Genomic DNA, 18,931 nt, shown 5'->3' on the forward strand with positions numbered 1-18,931 from the left:
ACTCAGCTCTGGTAGGCCTCCAACGGAGGGCACGAGCACACCAGGTTCCGGTCGCCCTTGGCCCCGTCGATCCGGCGGACCGGCGGGAACACCTTGATCGCGTCGGTGCCCAGCGGGTAGGCGGCCTCCTCGCGGGAGTAGGAGTGGCGCCACTCCTGGGCGAGGCTGGCCGCCGTGTGCGGAGCCCCGACCAGCGGGTTGTCGTCGGCCGGCCACTGACCGGCGACGACCTTGTCGATCTCGGCGCGGATCGCGATCATCGCCTCGCAGAAGCGGTCCAGCTCGGCGAGGTTCTCGCTCTCGGTCGGCTCGACCATCAGCGTGCCCGCGACCGGGAACGACATGGTCGGGGCGTGGATGCCGTAGTCGGCGAGCCGCTTGGCCACGTCGTCGACGGTGATGCCGCTGGTCTTGCTGATCTGCCGCAGGTCCAGGATGCACTCGTGGGCGACGAAGCCGCCCGCACCCGTGTAGAGCACCGGGAAGTACTCACCGAGCCTGCGGGCCACGTAGTTGGCCGAGGCGACCGCGGTCAGCGTCGCGCGGCGCAGGCCGTCGGCGCCCATCATCCGCACGTAGGCCCAGGAGATCGGCAGGATCGAGGCGCTGCCCCACGGGGCGGCGCTGATCGGGCCGACACCGGTCTCCGGACCGGCCGCGGGCTGCAGCGGGTGGTTGGGCAGGAACGGCGCCAGGTGCTCGCGCACCCCGATCGGGCCGACGCCCGGACCGCCACCGCCGTGCGGGATGCAGAACGTCTTGTGCAGGTTCAGGTGCGAGACGTCGGAGCCGAACTTGCCCATCCGGGCCAGGCCGATCAGCGCGTTGAGGTTCGCGCCGTCGACGTAGACCTGGCCGCCCGCGTCGTGCACCAGCCCGCACACCTCGCGCACGGTGTCCTCGTAGACGCCGTGCGTCGACGGGTAGGTGATCATGATCGCGGCGAGGTCCTCGGCGTGCTTGCCGACCAGCTCGCGCAGGTGCTCCATCTCGATGTTGCCCTGCTCGTCGCAGCGCACCACGACCACGCGCATCCCGGCCATGACGGCGCTGGCGGCGTTGGTGCCGTGCGCGCTGGCCGGGATCAGGCACACGTCGCGCGCGGTCGCACCACGGTCGTGGTGGTAGGCGCGGATGGCGAGCAGACCGGCGAACTCGCCCTGGCTGCCCGCGTTGGGCTGCAGGCTGACCGCGTCGTACCCGGTGACCTCGGCGAGCCACTCCTGCAGGTCGGAGACGACCTTGAGCAGGCCCTCCGCGTCCTCGGCGGGCGCGAACGGGTGCAGCGAGGAGAACTCGGGCCAGGTGATCGGCTCCATCTCCGCGGTCGCGTTGAGCTTCATCGTGCACGAGCCCAGCGGGATCATGCTGCGGTCCAGCGCGATGTCCTTGTCCGACAGCTGCCGCAGGTAGCGCAGCAGTGAGGTCTCCGAGCGGTGGGTGCGGAACACCGGGTGCGTCAGGTACTCGGAGGTGCGCGCCAGCGCGCCCGGCAGCGAGTCCGGGGTCTCGGCGTCGAGGGCGTCGACGTCGCCGGCGAGACCGAAGGCGTCCCACACCGCGGCCAGGTGGGCGCGGGTGGTGGTCTCGTCGCAGCTGATGCCGACGTGGTCGGCGTCGACGCGGCGCAGGTTCACCCCGGCCCGGCGGGCCGCGGCCAGCACCTCGTCGGCCTTGCCCGGGACGCGCGCGAGGACGGTGTCGAAGAACTCCGCGTGCACGACCTCGACACCACCGCGGCGCAGGCCCTCGGCGAGCACGCTCGCCATCCGGTGCGCGCGGGTCGCGATCGCCTTGAGCCCGTCCGGGCCGTGGTAGACCGCGTACATCGAGGCGACCACGGCCAGCAGCACCTGCGCGGTGCAGATGTTGCTGGTGGCCTTCTCGCGGCGGATGTGCTGCTCGCGGGTCTGCAGCGCGAGCCGGTAGGCCTGGTTCCCGTCGACGTCGGTGCTCACGCCGACCAGACGACCGGGCAGCTGCCGCTCCAGGCCCTTGGCCACGGCCATGAACCCGGCGTGCGGGCCGCCGAAGCCCATCGGCACGCCGAAGCGCTGGGTGGAGCCCACGACCACGTCGGCGCCGATCTCACCGGGCGCGCGCAGCAGCGTCAGCGACAGCAGGTCGGCGGCCACGACGACCTTCGCCCCGGTGTCGTGGATCGCGCTGATCAGCGCCTCGTGGTCGCGCACCGCACCGGAGGCGCCCGGGTAGGACAGCAGGGCGCCGAAGAACTCGCCCTCGGGCAGCTCCCCGGCCGACAGGTCGGCCACCACGACCTCGATGCCCAGCGGCTCGGCGCGGGTCTCGATGACGGCGATGGTCTGCGGCAGCGTGTCGGCGTCGACCAGGAAGCGCGGCGACTTGGACTTGCCCGCGCGGCGCACCAGGGTCATGCCCTCGGCCGCAGCGGTGGCCTCGTCGAGCATCGAGGCGTTGGACACCGGCACCCCGGCCAGGTCGGCGACCATCGTCTGGAAGTTCAGCAGCGCCTCCAGCCGGCCCTGCGAGATCTCCGGCTGGTAGGGCGTGTAGGCGGTGTACCAGGCGGGGCTCTCCAGCACGTTGCGCAGGATCACCGGCGGGGTGATCGTGCCGTAGTAGCCCAGCCCGATCATCTCGGTGTGCGGGGTGCAGCGGCCGGCGAGGTCGCGCAGCTCGGCCAGCGCCTCGGTCTCGGTGGCCGGGTCCGGCATGGCCAGCTGCAGGTCGGACTCGCGGATGGTGTCCGGGACGGCCTTCTGGCCCAGCTCCTCCAGGGAGCCGACGCCGATGACGTCGAGCATGCGGGCCAGCTCAGCGGGCATCGGCCCGACGTGGCGGTCCGCGAACGGCCTTCCGTGCTCCAGCGCGGCCAGCGGGATGCGGTCGTGCGTCGCGTCGGTCATCGCCAAAACCTCACTCATCGCGGCGAACAAAGGGCGGCAGCTCTGCGCTGCTCTCCCCCTCTGTCCCCGTTCGCGAAGCGAACGCCTGAGAGCTTCACCCGGCGGACCGGGCTTGCACCGTCGGCGGGGCGCACCTGGTGGGTGTGCCCGCTTTCCAGAGGTATCTCGCCCGTGCGGTCCAGGTGGCCTGAGAGGTTGTCGGGGAGAGTTGCTCCTTCGGCGCCTGCCCTGGCCGAGGCCAGGACCGGACTCTCCCGCACGGGGTCGGCGATGGCGCTCAGAGTACCCGATCAACCGCGCTTATCAGACCATCAATGTCGTCTACCGCACAGATGGCCGAGGGTGGTCGCGACCGGACCGGGTTCAGCCGGTTTCGGCCTGGCGGTCGCGGCGGCGGGCCGCCAGCTCGTCGGTCATCGACGACTCGATGTTCTCGCCGCCGTCGGCGCGCTCGGCCGGGAACTCGTGGATCGTGCCGCTGATCTCGCGCATCGCGCCGCTGACGGCGATGCCGAACACTCCTTGGCCGCCCTGGAGCAGATCGACCACCTCCTCCGCGGAGGTGCACTCGTAGACCGTGGTGCCGTCGCTGAACAGCGTCAGCTTCGCCAGGTCCTGCACGCCGCGCTTGCGCAGGTGCTCCACCGCGACCCGGATGTTGTGCAGCGAGACCCCGGTGTCGAGCAATCGCTTGACCACCTTGAGCACCAGGATGTCCTTGAACGAGTACAGCCGCTGGGAACCCGACCCGGCCGCGCCGCGGATGGACGGGCCGACGAGCTTGGTGCGCGCCCAGTAGTCCAGCTGCCTGTAGGTGATGCCCGCGATCTGGCAGGCCGCCGGCCCGCGGTAACCGACCAGCTCGTCGGGGGCCGAGGCGTCGGGGAACAGCTCACCCTGCTCCGCAGCGTCATCCGCGTTCGCTGCTTGCTCCACCACGCCTGCCTCCCCTCGTCCGGCCCGCAGCCGACGACGACGATCACCAGCTCCCGGACCGCTTCTGATCCAGGGCCGCGAAGCCGTACACCGGCTGAATCACACCGGGGCAATTCGCGTACTTCCGAAGGTAGGCCCGCTCAGCAGGCGGGTCAACGCGACGCGCGGGGGACGTGAGCCCGCGTTCGCCTCGCACGAGATCCGGCCCCCGAGCCGCTCGCGCGACTCGGGGGCCGGGGTGGTCTGTTCGGCCCAGCAGGGCTGGTCCTGCTGCGTGTCGGCGCCTACGTGTCGGCGCCGCGGAAGTCCTCCGGGGAGACCGAGTCGAGGAACTCGCGGAACTTCTCGACCTCGTCCTCCTGCTCGTCCGGGATGATCAGCCCGGCCTCGTCGAGGACCGATTCGTCGGCGTGGATCGGCACGCCGATCCGCAACGCCAGCGCCACCGAGTCACTCGGTCGCGCCGACACCCGCACATCGCCGTCGAACACCAGCTCGGCGAAGAACGTGCCCTCCTGCAGATCCGTGATCCGCACCTGCTCCAGATCGCGGCCCAGGGCGCCGATGACGTCCTTGAGCAGGTCGTGCGTCAGCGGCCGCTGGGGCCGCACGCCCTGCTGCTCCAAGGCGATGGCCGTCGCCTCCACCGACCCGATCCAGATCGGCAGGTAGCGCTCGCCCTCGGCCTCGCGCAACAGCAGGATCGGCTGGTTCGCCGGTAGTTCCACTCGCACGCCGACGACGCGCATCTCGCTGCTCATCGTCACATCGCCTCCTCCAGCGCGCCGAAGCGTGACTTCCCCGTCGAGGGTCCCGCACCGACGCCTCCGACGCTACCCGCGATACGGCGGACACGCCCTTTCCCACCGGCGGCCCCAGCGGACCGCCCACCGTCGCGGTCGTTGCGAATCGGGGCTCGCGGCCCGGACCGCCGGCTGAGCTCGTCGTCGAGCATTACCCTGCACGATACACCGCGCGGGAGATCACCGACTCCATCGGAAATCCCCCGCTGTGCTGTGGAAACCGCTTGTGGTCCCGGGAAATTCCCGGTGCGGGGAGGACGTCCGCGCGCGGGCGGCGCAGTTGCCTCATGCGTCAGCGGGGCGGCGCCCCTCGGCGCCGCCCCGCTGACGGGTTGACAAAGCCCTGATCGGCGGCCTCAGCGGCCGCCCTGGCCCCCATCGATCGGCCCGGTCAGGAACACCAGGCGGAACTTCCCGATCTGCACCTCGTCGCCGTTGGCGAGCACCGAGGTGTCCACCGGTTCCCGGTTCACGTAGGTGCCGTTGAGGCTGCCCACGTCCACGACCACGAAGTCGTTGCCCTCGCGGCGGAACTCGGCGTGCCGCCGGGACACCGTCACGTCATCCAGGAAGATGTCGCTGTCCGGGTGGCGTCCGGCACTGGTGGTCTCGCGGTCCAGGAGGAACCGCGAACCCGCGTTGGGACCGCGCTTGACCACCAGCAGGGCGGAACCCGCGGGCAGCGCATCGACCCCGGACGCGGCGGCAGGCTCCGGGGCCGCGCTCTCGGTGCTCTCCTGCTCCGAGAGGAAGGGCCTGAAGACCGAGGTGGTCTCCGGTGACTGCTCCGGCGGAACATCGCCGAAGCCGCTGTTTTGGCTCACCTGAGCTCTCCTCTACGCGGATAGATCGTGCCAAGTATGCGCCCAACGTACCGTGCCTGGACAGCCCCGTGACGAGCGACTCCCGACATCGTCGCACGGACGCCGCCGCGTCGGACGATCATGCCTGGTCGATCAGGTTCTGATAGGCCTCGGCGTCGAGCAGACCCGCCAGTTGGTCCGGGTCGGCGAGCCGGATCTCGACCATCCAGCCGTCACCCGCGGCATCCGAGTTGACCAACTCCGGCTGGTCCTCCAGCGCGGTGTTGCCCGCCGTGACCTCACCGGTCACCGGGGCGTAGATGTCGGAGACGCTCTTGGTCGACTCCACCTCGCCCATCGAGTCACCGGCGGTGACCTGCTGCCCCGTCTCGGGAAGCTGGACGAACACCACGTCGCCGAGCTGCTGCTGGGCGTAGTCGGTGATGCCGATGCGCACGGTGTCGTCACCGACGCTCTGGACCCACTCGTGCTCTTCGGTGTACTTGATCTCCGGGGCCGCCACTGGTCCCGCCTTTCGTCCGCCGTGTGCAAGGTGCCGAGTGATCGACGCGGCGAGCGTATTCACCGGCCGCCGACGGCCGCAAGACGACGCGCACGCAAGATCAGGTCCGCGTGCGGGCTCCCCGCACGGCGGCGATGACCTGGCCCAGGTAGAGGATGCCCGCCCACACGTACAGCGCCCCGCCCCAGGCGGTGAAGGCGTAGGCGATGGGCCGGACCACGTCGGCCCCGGTGAAGTCGTCCTGCACCAGCAGGAGCAGCGGGAACGCGTACATCAGGCAGAACGTGGCGGCCTTGCCGAGGTAGTGCACCTCCGGCGGCTCGTAGCCGTGCCAGCGCAGCACCGGCAGGCACAGGGTGAGCACGACGTCGCGGCCGACCAGGGCGACCGCGACCCACCACGGGATGACGTCGCGCAGCACGAAGGCGATCAGGGTGGCGACGATGTAGAGCCGGTCGGCGGCCGGGTCGAGCAGCTCGCCGATGCGGCTGTACTGGTTGAGCCAGCGGGCCAGCTTGCCGTCCAGCCAGTCGGTGGCACCGCTGACCACCAGGACCAGCAGCGCCAGCAGGTCGGCCTGCGGCCCGAGCAGCAGCCAGAGGAAGACCGGCACGCCGGCCAGGCGGATCACGCTGAGCAGGTTCGGCAGCGTCCACCAGGGATCGGCCCACACCCCGCGGGCGACCTCGCGGATCCGGTCCAGGCCCGGATCGCCGGGTCCGCCCGTCTCGGCCTGCGAGCCGCTCGTGGTGTTTTCCGTGGTGCGCTCGGCGTCCTGCACCACGAGCCTCCCCTGAATGGTTGTGCGCGCTGTCCCGCAACGGGTGCACACCTGTGCATCCTGACCCGATCAGGGTCTCATATCGGCAGCACAACCCACCTGGCGGCCAGCCGGTGCCCGGAGGTCCCGCGACGCGGGAAGATCCGGTGCACGTCAGTCCCGCGTGCGGCTCCAGCCGCGCCGTCGCAACTCGGCATCGGTGAGGAACCGGGCTCTGCCGCGATCGTCCACGCCCGCCCAGCGGGCGCCCGCGCTCCCCTCGCGGACGTAGGAGTGACCGCCGCTCCACACCACGCTGCACGGCGCGGTCGGGAGATCGTGGGACTCCTCAGCGGTCGGCGCGCCGTCGAGCGTGGCGGTCGCCGACCGCGTGGTCTTGGAGGGTTCTGCCGGTTCCATCGTGCCCATAGTTCGTAGCACCTCCGATTCATTTGTCGGCGCGGGACACCTCGGTGTTAGCCCGGCCATCGGCTCGCCGCCGATTGTGGGGTCTGGAAGTCGTGCTGTCGCGCCGAGAACGCACCCGCCGCGCCCAGCGGCCGCGCGGCGTCGCCGAACCGCAGCGGGGGTGAGCGCGACCGAACTCCGTTCGTCCGTTCATCCGAACGTCGACGTTTCGCTCGTGACGAACGCGTTTCGGCCGAACGGACGCCCGGGCCTCTGGCGCAGTGATCCGATCTGAGGTACTACACAGGCGTTGTCACAGTGGACGCGCTCGGGAGGTAGTCGGGCAATGGGTGAGTACGCGGAGAACTACCGGCGGAGCCTGACCGACCGCGAGGGCTTCTGGCTCGACGCGGCGACGGCCATCGAGTGGGACCGCGAGCCGACGCGAGCGCTGGACGACTCCGCCGCGCCGTTGTACCGCTGGTTCCCGGACGGCGAGCTCAACACCTGCTTCAACGCGCTGGACCGGCACGTGCGCGACGGCCGGGGCGAGCAGCCGGCGCTGATCTGGGACTCGGCGATGACCGGTGTGGTGCGGACCTGGACCTACCGCGAGCTGCTGGACGCGGTCGCCCGCTTCGCCGGGGCGCTGCGCGCGCAGGGCGTGAACCGGGGTGACCGGGTGGTGCTCTACCTGCCGATGATCCCGGAGGCGGCGATCGCGATGCTGGCGTGCGCCCGCATCGGCGCGGTGCACTCGGTGGTCTTCGGCGGTTTCGCCCCCAAGGAGCTGGCGGCGCGCATCGACGACGCCCGGCCCAGCGTGGTCGTGGCGGCCTCCTGCGGGCTGGAGCCGAACCGGGTCGTGGAGTACAAGCCGATCGTCGACGAGGCGCTGCGGCTCACCGAGCACCAACCGGGCCGGGTGATCGTGCTGCAGCGCGATCAGGCGCGCGCCGAGATGGGCGCGCGCGACGTCGACTGGCAGGACGCGATCGCCGACGCCGAACCGGCCGAGTGCGTTCCGGTCGCCGCGACCGATCCGCTCTACGTGCTCTACACCTCGGGCACCACCGGCAAGCCCAAGGGCGTGGTCCGCGACAACGGCGGGCACGCGGTGGCGCTGCGCTGGTCGATGGCCAACATCTACGACATCTCCCCCGGCGAGGTCTTCTGGACGGCCTCGGACGTGGGCTGGGTGGTCGGCCACTCCTACATCGTCTACGCGCCGCTGCTGACCGGGGCGACGACGGTGGTCTACGAGGGCAAGCCGGTGGGCACGCCGGACGCGGGCGCGTTCTGGCGGGTCATCGCCCAGCACCGGGTGAAGGCGCTGTTCACGGCGCCGACGGCGCTGCGGGCGATCAAGCGGGTCGACCCGGACGGCAGCCTCATGGCCGAGCACGACCTCTCCTGCCTGGAGACGCTGTTCCTGGCCGGTGAGCGGCTGGACCCGGAGACCTACCACTGGGCCGCGCAGCAGCTGGGCGTACCGGTGATCGACCACTGGTGGCAGACCGAGACGGGCTGGCCGATCTGCGCGAACCTGCGCGGGCTGGAGCCGATGCCGGTCAAGGCGGGGTCGCCGACGGTGCCGGTGCCGGGCTTCGAGGTCGAGGTGCTGGACCAGGCGGGCAACCCGCTGCCGCCGGAGACCGACGGCGCGATCTGCTTGAAGCTGCCGCTGCCCCCGGGCACCCTGCCGACGTTGTGGGGCGACGACGCGCGGTTCCGCGAGTCCTACCTGTCGCGCTACGACGGCTACTACCTCACCGGCGACAACGGCTACGTCGACGCCGACGGCTACGTGTTCGTCATGGGCCGCACCGATGACGTGATCAACGTGGCCGGGCACCGGTTGTCGACGGGTTCGATGGAGGCGGTGCTGGCGGCGCACCCGGCGGTGGCCGAGTGCGCGGTGATCGGCGTGCACGATCAGCTGAAAGGTCAAGTGCCGCGCGGGTTCGTGGTGCTCAAGTCCGGTGTGGACATCGCGACCGAGACGCTGCGCGAGGAGCTGGTGACGGCGGTGCGCGAGCAGATCGGCCCGGTGGCGGCGTTCCGCGACGTGGCGGTCGTCGACGGCCTGCCCAAGACCCGCTCGGGCAAGATCCTGCGCAAGTCGATGCGCGAGATCGCCGACCGAGGTGACACCAACGTCCCCTCGACGATCGAGGACCCGTCGGTGCTGGACCAGCTGCGCCCGGCGCTGCGCGGGGACGGCTGAACGAGAACGGCTGGGCGAGAACAGCTGGGCGGAGGCGAGTTCTCGCCAAACCGAGTCCGATACGTCCGTTCGGAGGCTCCCGACCCGCGTCGTGGTCTATACCTTTGTGCTCCACCGTTCCCCCGAGGATGGAGCCACGACGATGAGCGCACGACCCCGATCGAGGGCGGCGAGGGCCGGACTGGCCGTCGTCGCCGGAGCTCTGCTGGCCGCGGGAGGTGTCGTTCCGGCCGGTGCCGAACCGGCGCCCTCCGCGATGGAGAACATCGTGCCCGCGCCGGAATCGGTGACGCCGGACCCGGCGGCCGAGTTCGCGCTGTCCGAGCGGACCGCGATCCTGGCGCCGGGCGAGGCCGCCGAGGTCGGCGAATACCTGGCGGGCGTGCTGCGGCCCTCGACCGGATTCCCCGTGCCGGTCAACCCCGCCCTGCCCGACCCCGCACTGCCCGGCACCGGTGACATCGCGCTGGCGCTCGACGGCGACCCGGCGCTGGGCCCGGAGGGCTACCGGCTGCAGGTCGCCGACGACGCCGTGCGGGTGCGCGCGACCAGCCCGGACGGGCTGTTCAACGCGGTGCAGACGCTGCGGCAGCTGCTGCCCGCGAGCATCGAGAGCGCGACGGCGCAGCCGGGCCCGTGGACGGTGCCCGGTGGCGAGATCACCGACAAGCCGCGCTTCGGGCACCGCTCGGCGCAGCTGGACCCCGCGCGGCACTTCTTCACCGTCGACATGGTCAAGCGCTACATCGACCAGATCGCCAAGTACAAGATCAACCGACTGCACCTGCACCTGACCGACGACCAGGGCTGGCGGCTGCAGATCAACAGCTGGCCGCGGCTGACCAAGGTCGGCGGCCGGACGGAGGTCGGCGGCACGCCCGGCGGGTTCTACACGCAGCAGGACTACTCCGAGATCGTCGACTACGCCGCGTCCCGGCACATGACCGTCATCCCCGAGATCGACATGCCGGGGCACACCAACGCCGCCCTGACCTCCTACGCGGAGCTCAACTGCGACGGAGTGGCACCGCCGCCCTACACCGGCATCGACGTCGGGTTCAGCTCGCTCTGCGTGAACAAGGACGTGACCTACCGGTTCGTCGAGGACGTCATCCGCGAGGTCGCGGCGCTGACCCCCGGCCCGTACCTGCACATCGGCGGCGACGAGGCGCACTCCACCACCGACGAGGACTACGTGGCCTTCATGTCGAAGGTGCTGCCGCTGGTGGAGAAGTACGGCAAGAAGCCGCTGGGCTGGCACGAGTACGGCAAGGCCGCCCCGAAGGGCGACGCGGCGCTGCAGTTCTGGGGCACCACCAACGGTGATCCGCTGCTCGACGAGGCGGTGACGCGCGGCAACAAGGTCCTGGCGTCGCCGGCGAACAAGTCCTACATGGACATGAAGTACGACGAGAACACGCCGCTGGGCCTGGAGTGGGCCGGGTTCATCGAGGTCGCCGACGCCTACGGCTGGGACCCGGCCGACCACCTGGGCGTGCCGGAGGAGTCGGTCCTCGGCGTGGAGGCGCCGATGTTCAGCGAGACCCTGGAGACCTCGCAGCACATCGAGTTCATGGCCTTCCCCCGCCTCCCGGCCATCGCCGAGCTCGGCTGGTCCCCGAAGCGATCCCTGAACTGGGAGTCGTTCCGGGGCAGGCTGGCCGCGCAAGGCCCGCGCTGGCAGGCCGCCGGCCAGGACTTCTACCGGAGCCCGCAGATCCCCTGGGCCCCGTAGGCCCAGGGCACCGCCGCGGGAGTCGGCCTCCTCCCCGCCGACTCCCGCGAGCGCGGTCAGCCGATCTTCGGCTCGATGACCTGCCACCAGTCGGCCAGGGTGGGGCGCTCGGCGAGGTCGGCGAAGGTGATCTGGACGCCCTGCTTGCGCCACTGCTCCACCAGCGTCATGATCCGGACCGAGTCCAGGCCCCAGTCGATGAGGTCTTCGTCGTCGGCCAGTTCGGAGGGGTCCTCGTAGAGGAGTTCGGCGACCTGCTCGCGGACCGCTTCGAGGGTGAGTTTGTCGGGCATCTTCCGGAATTCTCCTGCTGTGGTGGTCGGTTTCAGGCGACTTCGGATTCCGGCGCGACGAGGTCGCCGACCAGGTTCCGGGTGGTGTCGACGACACCGCAGTTGCGGGCCGCGTAGGAGACGGCCATGTCGTGGTCGGCGCGGGAGAAGTCGGCGACCGCGTCGGCGACGAAGAACGCCTGGACCTCCTGCTGGAAGGCCTCCGAGGCGGTCATCAGGCAGCCGATGTGGGCGTAGATGCCGGTGATGATCAGCTGGTCGCGGCCCCACTCCCGCATCCGCTCGCGCAGGTCGGTGCGCTGGAAGGCGCTGTAGCGCCACTTGGTCAGCTGGACGTCACCGGCACCGGGCGCCAGCTCGTCGATGATCGCCTCCATCGCGGGGTCGGCGACTCCGGGCCCCCACCACTCCAGCTGCAGGCCGCGCTGCTCGGGGGTCTGCCCGCCGGGCTGGGCGCAGTAGACCACCGGAACGCCTGCGGCGCGGGCGCGTTCGCGCAGCAGCGCGATGTTCGGCACGACCTGGCTCAGCGGGTCGGCGCCGGGGGCGAAGGCGTTGACGAAGTGCCGCTCCATGTCGTGGATCAGCAGCACCGCGCGTGCCGGGTCCGGCCGCCAGGAGACCTTGTTGGCGGGCAGCTCCTCGGCCTGCGGAACGCGGTAGGGTGCGATGCTCGGAAGCGCCACGGGCTCCCCCTTCACAATCTGTTGCGTGGAAAGTCGTTGTCAGCGGCCGAGCTTCGGCACGAGCTCGCGGCTGATGGCCTCGCGCAGGTCGCGCTTGGAGACCTTGCCGACGCCGGTCTGCGGGAACTGCTCGACGAACACCACGCGGTCGGGCACCTTGTACCCGGCCAGGCCGCGCTCGCGGACGAACTTGATGAGCTCCCGCGCCTTGGGCGCGGTGCCGCGCGGCACGACGAACGCGCAGGTCCGCTCCCCCAGGTAGTCGTCCGGCATGGACACCACGGCGGCGTCGTGCACGGCGGGGTGGGCCAGCAGGTGGTTCTCCACCTCCTCGGCGGCGACCTTCTCGCCACCGCGGTTGATCTGGTCCTTCGCGCGGCCCTCGACGACGATGTTGCCCTCGGCGGTGAACCGGACGACGTCACCGGTGCGGTAGAAGCCCTCGGGGGTGAAGGCGCGCGCGTTGTGCTCGTCGGCCCGGTAGTAGCCGCGGATCGTGTAGGGGCCGCGGGTCAGCAGGTGCCCGGTCTCGCCCGCCGGGACCGGGTTGTCCTCGTCGTCGACGACCAGCACCTCGTCGTCGGCCGAGATGGGCCGTCCCTGGGTGCTGACGATGACGTCCTCGGGATCGTCCAGCCGCGTGTAGTTGACCAGGCCCTCGGCCATCCCGAACACCTGCTGCAGGGTCGCGCCGAGCACCGGGCGCACCCGGCGGGCGACCTCCTCGCTGCACTTGGCGCCGCCGACCTGCAGCACCTCCAGGCTGGACAGGTCGTGCGAGGTCTCGGCGGCGGCGTCGAGCCACAGCAGCGCCAGCGGCGGCACGGCGGCGGTCAGCGTCACCCGCTCGCTCTCGACGAGCGGGAACACCTCGTCGGGGCTGGGCCGCCGGGCGAGCACGACGCGGCCACCCGCGTGCAGCACGCCGAAGGTGCCGGGCGAGCTCATCGGGAAGTTGTGCGCGGCGGGCAGCGCCACCAGGTAGACGGTGTCCTCGGTGACGCCGCAGAGGTCGTTGCTGGCGCGGAACGAGTAGATGTAGTCGTCGTGGGTGCGCGGGATCAGCTTGGGCACGCCGGTGCTTCCACCGGAGAGCTGCAGGAACGCGATGTCGCCGGGGACGGGTTCGTCCAGCTCGGCCGGATCTGCGTCCACATCGGACAGCGCGGTGAACTCGCCCGCGTCGCCCGCGACGAACACCTGCAGGCCCTCCTGCTTGGCGGCGACGTCGGCGGCCAGCGCGCGGTGGTCGAACCCGGCTTCGGCGTCGACGGTGATGTAGGCGGCGGCCTCGCTGAACTCGCAGAAGTAGGAGATCTCGGTCATCCGGTGCGAGGGCAGCGCGAACACCGGGACCGCGCCGAGCCGGAACAGGCCGAAGCAGACCTCGAAGAACTCGGCGACGTTGGGCAGCTGCACGACGACCCGGTCGCCCTTGGCGATTCCGCGCTCGCGCAGCCCTGCGGCCAGCCGGTCGGCGCGGGCGTCCAGCTCGCCGTAGGTGATCCGGCGCTCGCCCTCGACGACGGCGACCCGGTCGGGGTGCTTGGTAGCGCGCACCCGCAGCATCTGGCCGAAGGTGTAGCCCTGCCAGTACCCGGCGGCGCGGTAGCGCTCGGCGAACTCGTCGGGCCAGAGCGTCACGCCTGGCAGATTCGCGATCATGGTGATGTCCCCTCAGAGGGCCTGGTCCAGGCCCATCGCGGTGAGCGCGGTGCGGAACTTCGCCGAGGTCTCGGCGAGTTCGTCGGCCGGGTCGGAGCCGGGCACGATGCCGGCGCCGGCGAACAGGCGCATCGCGTCGTCCTCGACCTCGGCGCAGCGGATGGCCACGACCCACTCGCCGTCACCGGCGGCGTCGCACCAGCCGACCATGCCCGCGTAGTAGCCGCGCTCGAACGGCTCGGTCTCGGCGATGACCTCGCGCGCCCGATCGATCGGCGTGCCGCACACCGCCGGGGTCGGGTGCAGCGCGTCGGCCAGGTGCAGCGAGGTCGTGGCGGCGTCGCGCAGCTCGCCGGTGATCTCGGTGGCCAGGTGCCACATGGCGTTGGTGCCGATCACGCTCGGCGCCTGCGGCACGTGCAGGTCGGTGCAGAACGGGCGCAGCGCGTCGGCCACGGCTTCGACGACCATCGCGTGCTCGCGGTGGTCCTTCTCGGAGGCGGCGAGTTCGGCGGCGCGGCGCTGGTCCTCGGCCGGGTCGCCGCTGCGCGGCCGCGATCCGGCCATCGGGTTGGAGCGGACCTGCGTGCCGCGCCGGGACACCAGCAGTTCCGGGCTGGCCCCCAGGAAGGTGCGCTCCAGCGCCGGTTGCGGACCGTAGCTGTCGCGGGTGCCGTCCTCGCCGCGGCGCGGCAGGTCGACGGCGAAGGTGTAGCTGGCGGGGTCCGCCATCGCCAGGTTCCGCAGCACCTCGCGGACGTCGATCGATTCCGTCGAGGTCAGCTCCAGGCTGCGGGCCAGCACGGCCTTGGTGAGATCGCCGTCGTCCATCCGGCGCAGCGCTCGCGCCACGCCGCGCTCGTACTCCTCGGGGGCGGGCACCGGGCGCACCGAGTAGGTCGGGGTGGAGACCGGTGTGCGCTGCGGGACCAGGACGTTCAGCGGTTCGGCGCGCACCACCTCCTCGGGCAGCACGAGGTGCGCGGGCAGGGTGCCGCCGAAGGGAACCGCTCCGACGACCATCGGGTTGCGACGACCGAATTCGACGGCGCCGTCGAGGAATTCCTGCATCCGCGCGGGTAAGTCCGAGCGCGCGCACATGGTCTTGGACATGGTCGCGGCCACGCCGCGGGCCAGCAGCACCCCGCGCGGGCCGGAGAACAGGAACGACCGGCCCTGCTCGTAGGCGGCCAGCAGGCGTGCCGCGGCGTCGTCGGCGAGAGCGTCGTCGACGGCGTCGACGTGCCCGTCGGTCTCGATCGTGGTCATGACAACCTTTCGGCGAATCGCGGGAGGTCAGGCGCGCAGCGTCGCGCCGCCGTCGACGTACAGGTCGTGCATCGTGATGTGCCCGGCCTCGTCGGAGGCGAGGAAGACGACGGCGTGGGCGACGTCCTCCGGGGTGGCGAGCTTGCGCAGCGGGATGCCCGCCTTGTAGGTCTCGGGCGTGCCGGCGATGACCCGCTCGGGGCCGTTGCCGTCGGTCCACATCCCGCGCTGCATGTCGGTGTCGGTGGACCCGGGCGCGACGATGTTGCAGCGGATGCCGTGCTCGGCCAGCTCCAGGCCGAGGGATTTGGTGAACATCGTGGCGGCGGCCTTGGAGGCGGCGTAGGCGGCCATGGAATGGCGCGGCACTCCCGCGGCGTTGGACCCGACCGTGACGATCGCACCGCGGCGCCGCGAGATCATGTGCTTCGAGACCTCGCGGCAGACGTTGAACACGCCGGTGGTGTTGACGGCGAAGGTGCGCTGCCACTCGGCGTCGGTGAGCTCCTGCACGGTGCCGACCTGCAGCACGCCCGCGACGTTGGCGAGCACCGCGATCGGGCCCTGCTCGGCCTCGACCCGGGTGACGACCTCGGTGACCGCGGCAGGGTCGGCGACGTCGGCGCGGTAGGCGCGCACCCGGTGCCCTTCGGCGGCGAGGCCCTCGGCCGTCTCGGTGGCCTTGTCGCCGTTGCGGTCCACGGCCGCGACCTCGGCGCCTTCCTCGGCGAGCGCTCTCGCCACGGCTGCGCCGATCCCCTGGCCGGCGCCGGTCACGATGGCGACCTCGCCGCTGATCCCCGTCCGGTTCATCTCGCCCTTCACTCAACTGAGGCTAGCCTAACCTTTGTCAGGCGAGCCTGAGTTTAGAACATGAAGTGGACGCGAATCTCCCGCTGATGAGGTGGCATTGATCACCGACGACGCACGGTCATCGGACGAATCCGCTGCTCGCACAGGAGTAGCGGCAGGAACCGGGCGAACCGGCGATCAGCGGACGATTCCGCGGGCGAAGCCGAGTTCCACCAGGTCCTGGGGGCGCAGCTTGAGGTGGTCGGCCAGTCGCGGGACCTCGGCCGGGTCGCGCTTGAGGATCGCGGCGGCCGATTCGGGGGCGATCACCGCGAAGTAGGCGTCGGCGGTGACCCAGGTGTCCTCCGGGGCCGCCAGCGCCAGCGCGCCGCCGGAGCCCCCTTCGCCGATGACCAGCGTGGTCACCGGGACCCGAGCGGCCGCGACCGCGCCGAAGACCTCCGCGATGGCCGGTCCGACGCCGCCGCGCTCGGCGGCGGCGTCGTTGGCGGCGCCGGGGGTGTCGACCAGGGTGAGCACCGGGAGGCCCAGCCGGTCCGCGAGCCGGATCAGCCGCGCGGCGGTGCGGAATCCGGCCGGCGTGTTGGCCGTTCCGGTCTGGGCGGCGAACGCCGTGACGCGGCCGTCGTGCTCGCCGAAACCGCAGATCATGCCCTCGTCACGACCCCCGGCGCGATCGCCGCTGATCTCGAACCGGGTGCTGAAGTGGGCGTCGAGGTAATCCCGGGCGCGAGGCCGCTCGGCCGCGCGGGCTCGTTCGACGGCCCGCATCCCCGTCTCCGGCGGGGTCCGAGCGCCGAGCGCGGCCGGGACCGGAGCGGCTTCCGGCCCGCTCCGGTCCGGGTGCAGCAGCGCGACCAGCTCGGCGAGCACCTCCGGCAGCGCGGACTCCTCGACGATGCGGTCCACCTGGCCGTCCGCGAACTTGCCCTCGGCGCGGAAGTCGTCACCGTCCTCGCCCGCCGAGCGCACCCGCGCGCCGCCGAAGGAGACGCGGGCGCCGGGCGCGGCCAGCACGACGTCGGCGGCGGCGCCCAACGCGGCCCACATGCCGCCGGTGGTCGGGTCGCGCAGCACCGTGATGTGCGGGATGCCGTCCTGCCCGGCCAGCAGGCAGGCGCGGGTGATCGCCTGCAGCTGCTGCAGCGCGCGGATGCCCTCCTGCATCCGGCTGCCGCCGGAGGCCACCAGCGAGATCACCGGCAGCCGCAGCTCGCGGGCGCGGGCGAAAGCGCCCACCACGCGGGCCCCGGCCTCCTCGCCGACCGAACCGCCGAGGAAGGCGAAGTCGAAGGCGATGAGCACCGCCTCCCGCTCCCCGAGGCGCGCCCGACCGCAGAGCACCGATTCCCCGGTGTCGGTGCGGTCGTGCGCTCGGGCGCGCTGGTCGGCGTAGCCGGGCCAGCCGAGCGGGCCGTCGGCGGCGGTGCGCCGCGGCGGCGGGTCGAACTCGGCGAAGTCCGAGCCGATCGCCTCGACCAGCTCGCGCACGGCGCTGGACTCGCTCGCCGGGCTGGGCTCACCCATTGCCCGGCCCAGCCTGGAGGGCCTTCTTCTGGACCTTGCCCATCTCGTTGCGCGGCAGCGCGTCGCGGAAGCGGACCTCGCGCGGGCGCTTGTGCGGGGTGAGCAACCGGGCGACGTGGTCGACCAGCTCGGCGCCGGCGACCTCGGCGCCGGGGGCGCGCACCACCCAGGCGATGATCCGCTCGCCCAGGTCCACGTCGGCCTCGCCGGTGACGGCGACCTCGGCCACGGCCGGGTGCTCCAGCAGGCAGTTCTCGATCTCGCCCGCGCCGATCTTGTAGCCGCCGCTCTTGATGATGTCGGTGGCCTTGCGACCCACGATGCGGATGTAGCCGTCGGGCGCGCGGGTGGCCACGTCACCGGTGCGGAACCAGCCGTCGGCGAAGGCGGCCTCGGTGGCGTCCGGGCGGTTGAGGTAACCGCTGAACAGGTTGTCGCCGCGCACCAGGATCTCGCCGACGGTCTCGTCGTCGCTGACGGTGATCTCGGCGCCCTGCTCGTCGACGAGCTTGAGCTCGACACCGGCGAAGGGCTTGCCGACGTAGCCGGGCCTGCGGTCGCCGTCGGCGCGCACGCCGCAGTTCATGATCGTCTCGCTCATGCCGTAGCGCTCCACGACCCGCTGACCGGTGAGCCGCTCGATGCGCTCGTGCTCCACGGCGGGCAGCGCCGCCGAGCCGGAGACCAGCAGCCGGGCCTTGCCGACGGCCTGGCCGATCTTCGGGTCGGCCTCGGCGTCCTCGGCGAGCCGGTGGTACATGGTCGGCACGCCGAACATCATCGTGGCCGGGCCGGAGAGCTCGTCTGCGATGGCCTGCGAGGAGAACTTGCCCAGGTGGTGCACCGTTCCGCCGAGCCGGACCGGGCCCAGCGTGCCGAGGATGAGGCCGTGCACGTGGAACAGCGGCAGGGCGTGGGCGAGCACGTCGGCGGAGGTCCACTCCCAGGCCTCGGCCAGGGCGTCGAGGTTCGCGCTCAGCGCGCGGCGCGGCAGCACGACGCCCTTGGGCGGCCCGGTGGTGCCGGAGGTGTAGACGATCAGCGCGGGCGCGTCGGCGGGCGCCTCGGGCGGCAGCACGCCGCCGCGGGCGGCCAGGTCGATCTCGGCGATCTCCACGCCGTCGAGCCCGGCGGGCGGGGCGAAACCCGGTGCGGCGAGCAGGAGTTCGGGGGCGCTGTCACCGAGGATGTGGGCGAGCTCCCGCTCCCCCACCTTCGGGTTCACCGGCACCACTGCGACGCCGGCGGCCAGCCCGCCGATCACGGCGGCGGCGGTCTCCAGGGTGTTGGTCGCCCACACCGCGACGCGGCTCTTGCCCGCGACGCACTCGGCGATCGCACCGGCGAGACCGGCCAGCTCCCGGTAGGTCAGGGCGCGGGTTCCGAACCGCAGCGCCTCGGTGTCGTCGGGTTCGCGCAACTTCGGGAACAGCACCTGCTACCTCCGGGTTCTCTCCGGGCAAATCTCTCACCGCCCGCAGGCCACCGCCGGACGGCAGTGGTCAACTGGCTGAGCCAACTTTTGCCGTCCGGAACGAGGGGCGTCAAGGGAATGTGGCAGAATTGGCTCAGCCAGTTTGCCTCTTGACGATCCT

Annotated in this window: 16 protein-coding genes and 1 riboswitch; of the genes, 2 read left to right on the top strand and 14 right to left on the bottom strand. The window is 71.7% G+C overall.

Features of this window, described 5'->3' with window-relative positions; all coding sequences use genetic code 11:
- Window positions 1–2 precede the first annotated feature (2 nt).
- The 7 genes from gcvP to REH65_RS04255 all read right to left on the bottom strand — a co-directional run bounded on the left by gcvP (window position 3) and on the right by REH65_RS04255 (window position 7,133).
- Window positions 3–2,888, bottom strand: coding sequence for an aminomethyl-transferring glycine dehydrogenase (gene gcvP / locus REH65_RS04225; protein WP_406691362.1), 2,886 nt, complete (start codon window positions 2,886–2,888; stop codon window positions 3–5).
- Between the two features lie 164 nt (window positions 2,889–3,052).
- Window positions 3,053–3,155: riboswitch (glycine riboswitch) on the bottom strand.
- A gap of 96 nt (window positions 3,156–3,251) precedes the next feature.
- A complete protein-coding gene (locus REH65_RS04230; protein ID WP_281455804.1) occupies window positions 3,252–3,827 on the bottom strand; it encodes a MerR family transcriptional regulator in 576 nt (191 codons plus the stop codon).
- Window positions 3,828–4,108: 281 nt separating this feature from the next.
- The gene (locus REH65_RS04235) at window positions 4,109–4,585 is read right to left on the bottom strand and encodes a bifunctional nuclease family protein (protein WP_093422794.1); all 477 of its coding nucleotides are present in this window, start codon (window positions 4,583–4,585) and stop codon (window positions 4,109–4,111) included.
- Window positions 4,586–4,983: 398 nt separating this feature from the next.
- Window positions 4,984–5,451 carry a glycogen accumulation regulator GarA gene (garA, locus tag REH65_RS04240; protein WP_281455803.1) on the bottom strand — a complete coding sequence of 156 codons (468 nt, stop codon included), beginning with the start codon at window positions 5,449–5,451 and terminating at the stop codon, window positions 4,984–4,986.
- A 118-nt stretch (window positions 5,452–5,569) separates the two neighbouring features.
- A complete protein-coding gene (gene gcvH / locus REH65_RS04245) occupies window positions 5,570–5,953 on the bottom strand; it encodes a glycine cleavage system protein GcvH (protein ID WP_406691363.1) in 384 nt (127 codons plus the stop codon).
- Between the two features lie 100 nt (window positions 5,954–6,053).
- The gene (locus REH65_RS04250) at window positions 6,054–6,737 is read right to left on the bottom strand and encodes a CDP-alcohol phosphatidyltransferase family protein (protein WP_281455801.1); all 684 of its coding nucleotides are present in this window, start codon (window positions 6,735–6,737) and stop codon (window positions 6,054–6,056) included.
- A gap of 150 nt (window positions 6,738–6,887) precedes the next feature.
- Complete coding sequence (locus REH65_RS04255) at window positions 6,888–7,133, bottom strand: hypothetical protein (protein ID WP_281455800.1); 246 nt, start codon at window positions 7,131–7,133, stop codon at window positions 6,888–6,890.
- A 334-nt stretch (window positions 7,134–7,467) separates the two neighbouring features.
- Here REH65_RS04255 and REH65_RS04260 point away from each other — a divergent pair, with 334 nt between their 5' ends.
- On the top strand, window positions 7,468–9,348 hold the full coding sequence (locus REH65_RS04260; RefSeq protein ID WP_406691364.1) for a propionyl-CoA synthetase: 1,881 nt from the start codon (window positions 7,468–7,470) through the stop codon (window positions 9,346–9,348).
- A 142-nt stretch (window positions 9,349–9,490) separates the two neighbouring features.
- Window positions 9,491–11,083, top strand: coding sequence for a beta-N-acetylhexosaminidase (locus REH65_RS04265; RefSeq protein ID WP_406691365.1), 1,593 nt, complete (start codon window positions 9,491–9,493; stop codon window positions 11,081–11,083).
- Window positions 11,084–11,139: 56 nt separating this feature from the next.
- Here the strand turns inward: REH65_RS04265 and REH65_RS04270 are convergent, their stop codons facing one another.
- The 7 genes from REH65_RS04270 to REH65_RS04300 form a co-directional block, all read right to left on the bottom strand.
- Window positions 11,140–11,376, bottom strand: a complete 237-nt coding sequence (locus tag REH65_RS04270; protein ID WP_406691366.1) for a phosphopantetheine-binding protein — start codon at window positions 11,374–11,376, stop codon at window positions 11,140–11,142.
- A gap of 32 nt (window positions 11,377–11,408) precedes the next feature.
- Entirely contained in the window at window positions 11,409–12,062 is a 654-nt protein-coding gene (locus REH65_RS04275; protein WP_406691367.1) for an isochorismatase family protein, read from the bottom strand.
- A gap of 39 nt (window positions 12,063–12,101) precedes the next feature.
- Window positions 12,102–13,727, bottom strand: a complete 1,626-nt coding sequence (locus REH65_RS04280; protein ID WP_406691368.1) for a (2,3-dihydroxybenzoyl)adenylate synthase — start codon at window positions 13,725–13,727, stop codon at window positions 12,102–12,104.
- A gap of 12 nt (window positions 13,728–13,739) precedes the next feature.
- Window positions 13,740–14,996, bottom strand: coding sequence for an isochorismate synthase DhbC (gene dhbC, locus REH65_RS04285; protein WP_406691369.1), 1,257 nt, complete (start codon window positions 14,994–14,996; stop codon window positions 13,740–13,742).
- A 27-nt stretch (window positions 14,997–15,023) separates the two neighbouring features.
- Window positions 15,024–15,809 (bottom strand): 2,3-dihydro-2,3-dihydroxybenzoate dehydrogenase, encoded by a 786-nt coding sequence (locus REH65_RS04290; RefSeq protein WP_406693079.1) that lies wholly within the window; start codon window positions 15,807–15,809, stop codon window positions 15,024–15,026.
- Between the two features lie 177 nt (window positions 15,810–15,986).
- On the bottom strand, window positions 15,987–17,336 hold the full coding sequence (locus REH65_RS04295) for a carboxyl transferase domain-containing protein (RefSeq protein WP_406691370.1): 1,350 nt from the start codon (window positions 17,334–17,336) through the stop codon (window positions 15,987–15,989).
- Window positions 17,329–18,771 (bottom strand): acyl-CoA synthetase, encoded by a 1,443-nt coding sequence (locus REH65_RS04300; protein ID WP_406691371.1) that lies wholly within the window; start codon window positions 18,769–18,771, stop codon window positions 17,329–17,331. Before REH65_RS04300 ends, REH65_RS04295 begins: the two co-directional genes overlap by 8 nt.
- Window positions 18,772–18,931 lie beyond the last annotated feature (160 nt).

This window comes from Saccharopolyspora sp. ID03-671 (genome assembly GCF_045278815.1).
GTDB lineage: Bacteria > Actinomycetota > Actinomycetes > Mycobacteriales > Pseudonocardiaceae > Saccharopolyspora > Saccharopolyspora ipomoeae.

Excerpts from the sequence above, each read along its gene's own strand:
- REH65_RS04265 (WP_406691365.1), top strand. The coding sequence starts at position 9,491 with ATGAGCGCACGACCCCGATCGAGGGCGGCGAGGGCCGGACTGGCCGTC.
- REH65_RS04255 (WP_281455800.1), bottom strand. The coding sequence starts at position 7,133 with ATGGAACCGGCAGAACCCTCCAAGACCACGCGGTCGGCGACCGCCACG.
- REH65_RS04290 (WP_406693079.1), bottom strand. The coding sequence starts at position 15,809 with ATGAACCGGACGGGGATCAGCGGCGAGGTCGCCATCGTGACCGGCGCC.
- gcvP (WP_406691362.1), bottom strand. The coding sequence starts at position 2,888 with ATGACCGACGCGACGCACGACCGCATCCCGCTGGCCGCGCTGGAGCAC.
- REH65_RS04235 (WP_093422794.1), bottom strand. The coding sequence starts at position 4,585 with ATGAGCAGCGAGATGCGCGTCGTCGGCGTGCGAGTGGAACTACCGGCG.
- REH65_RS04260 (WP_406691364.1), top strand. The coding sequence starts at position 7,468 with ATGGGTGAGTACGCGGAGAACTACCGGCGGAGCCTGACCGACCGCGAG.
- REH65_RS04270 (WP_406691366.1), bottom strand. The coding sequence starts at position 11,376 with ATGCCCGACAAACTCACCCTCGAAGCGGTCCGCGAGCAGGTCGCCGAA.
- dhbC (WP_406691369.1), bottom strand. The coding sequence starts at position 14,996 with ATGACCACGATCGAGACCGACGGGCACGTCGACGCCGTCGACGACGCT.
- REH65_RS04280 (WP_406691368.1), bottom strand. The coding sequence starts at position 13,727 with ATGATCGCGAATCTGCCAGGCGTGACGCTCTGGCCCGACGAGTTCGCC.
- REH65_RS04295 (WP_406691370.1), bottom strand. The coding sequence starts at position 17,336 with ATGGGTGAGCCCAGCCCGGCGAGCGAGTCCAGCGCCGTGCGCGAGCTG.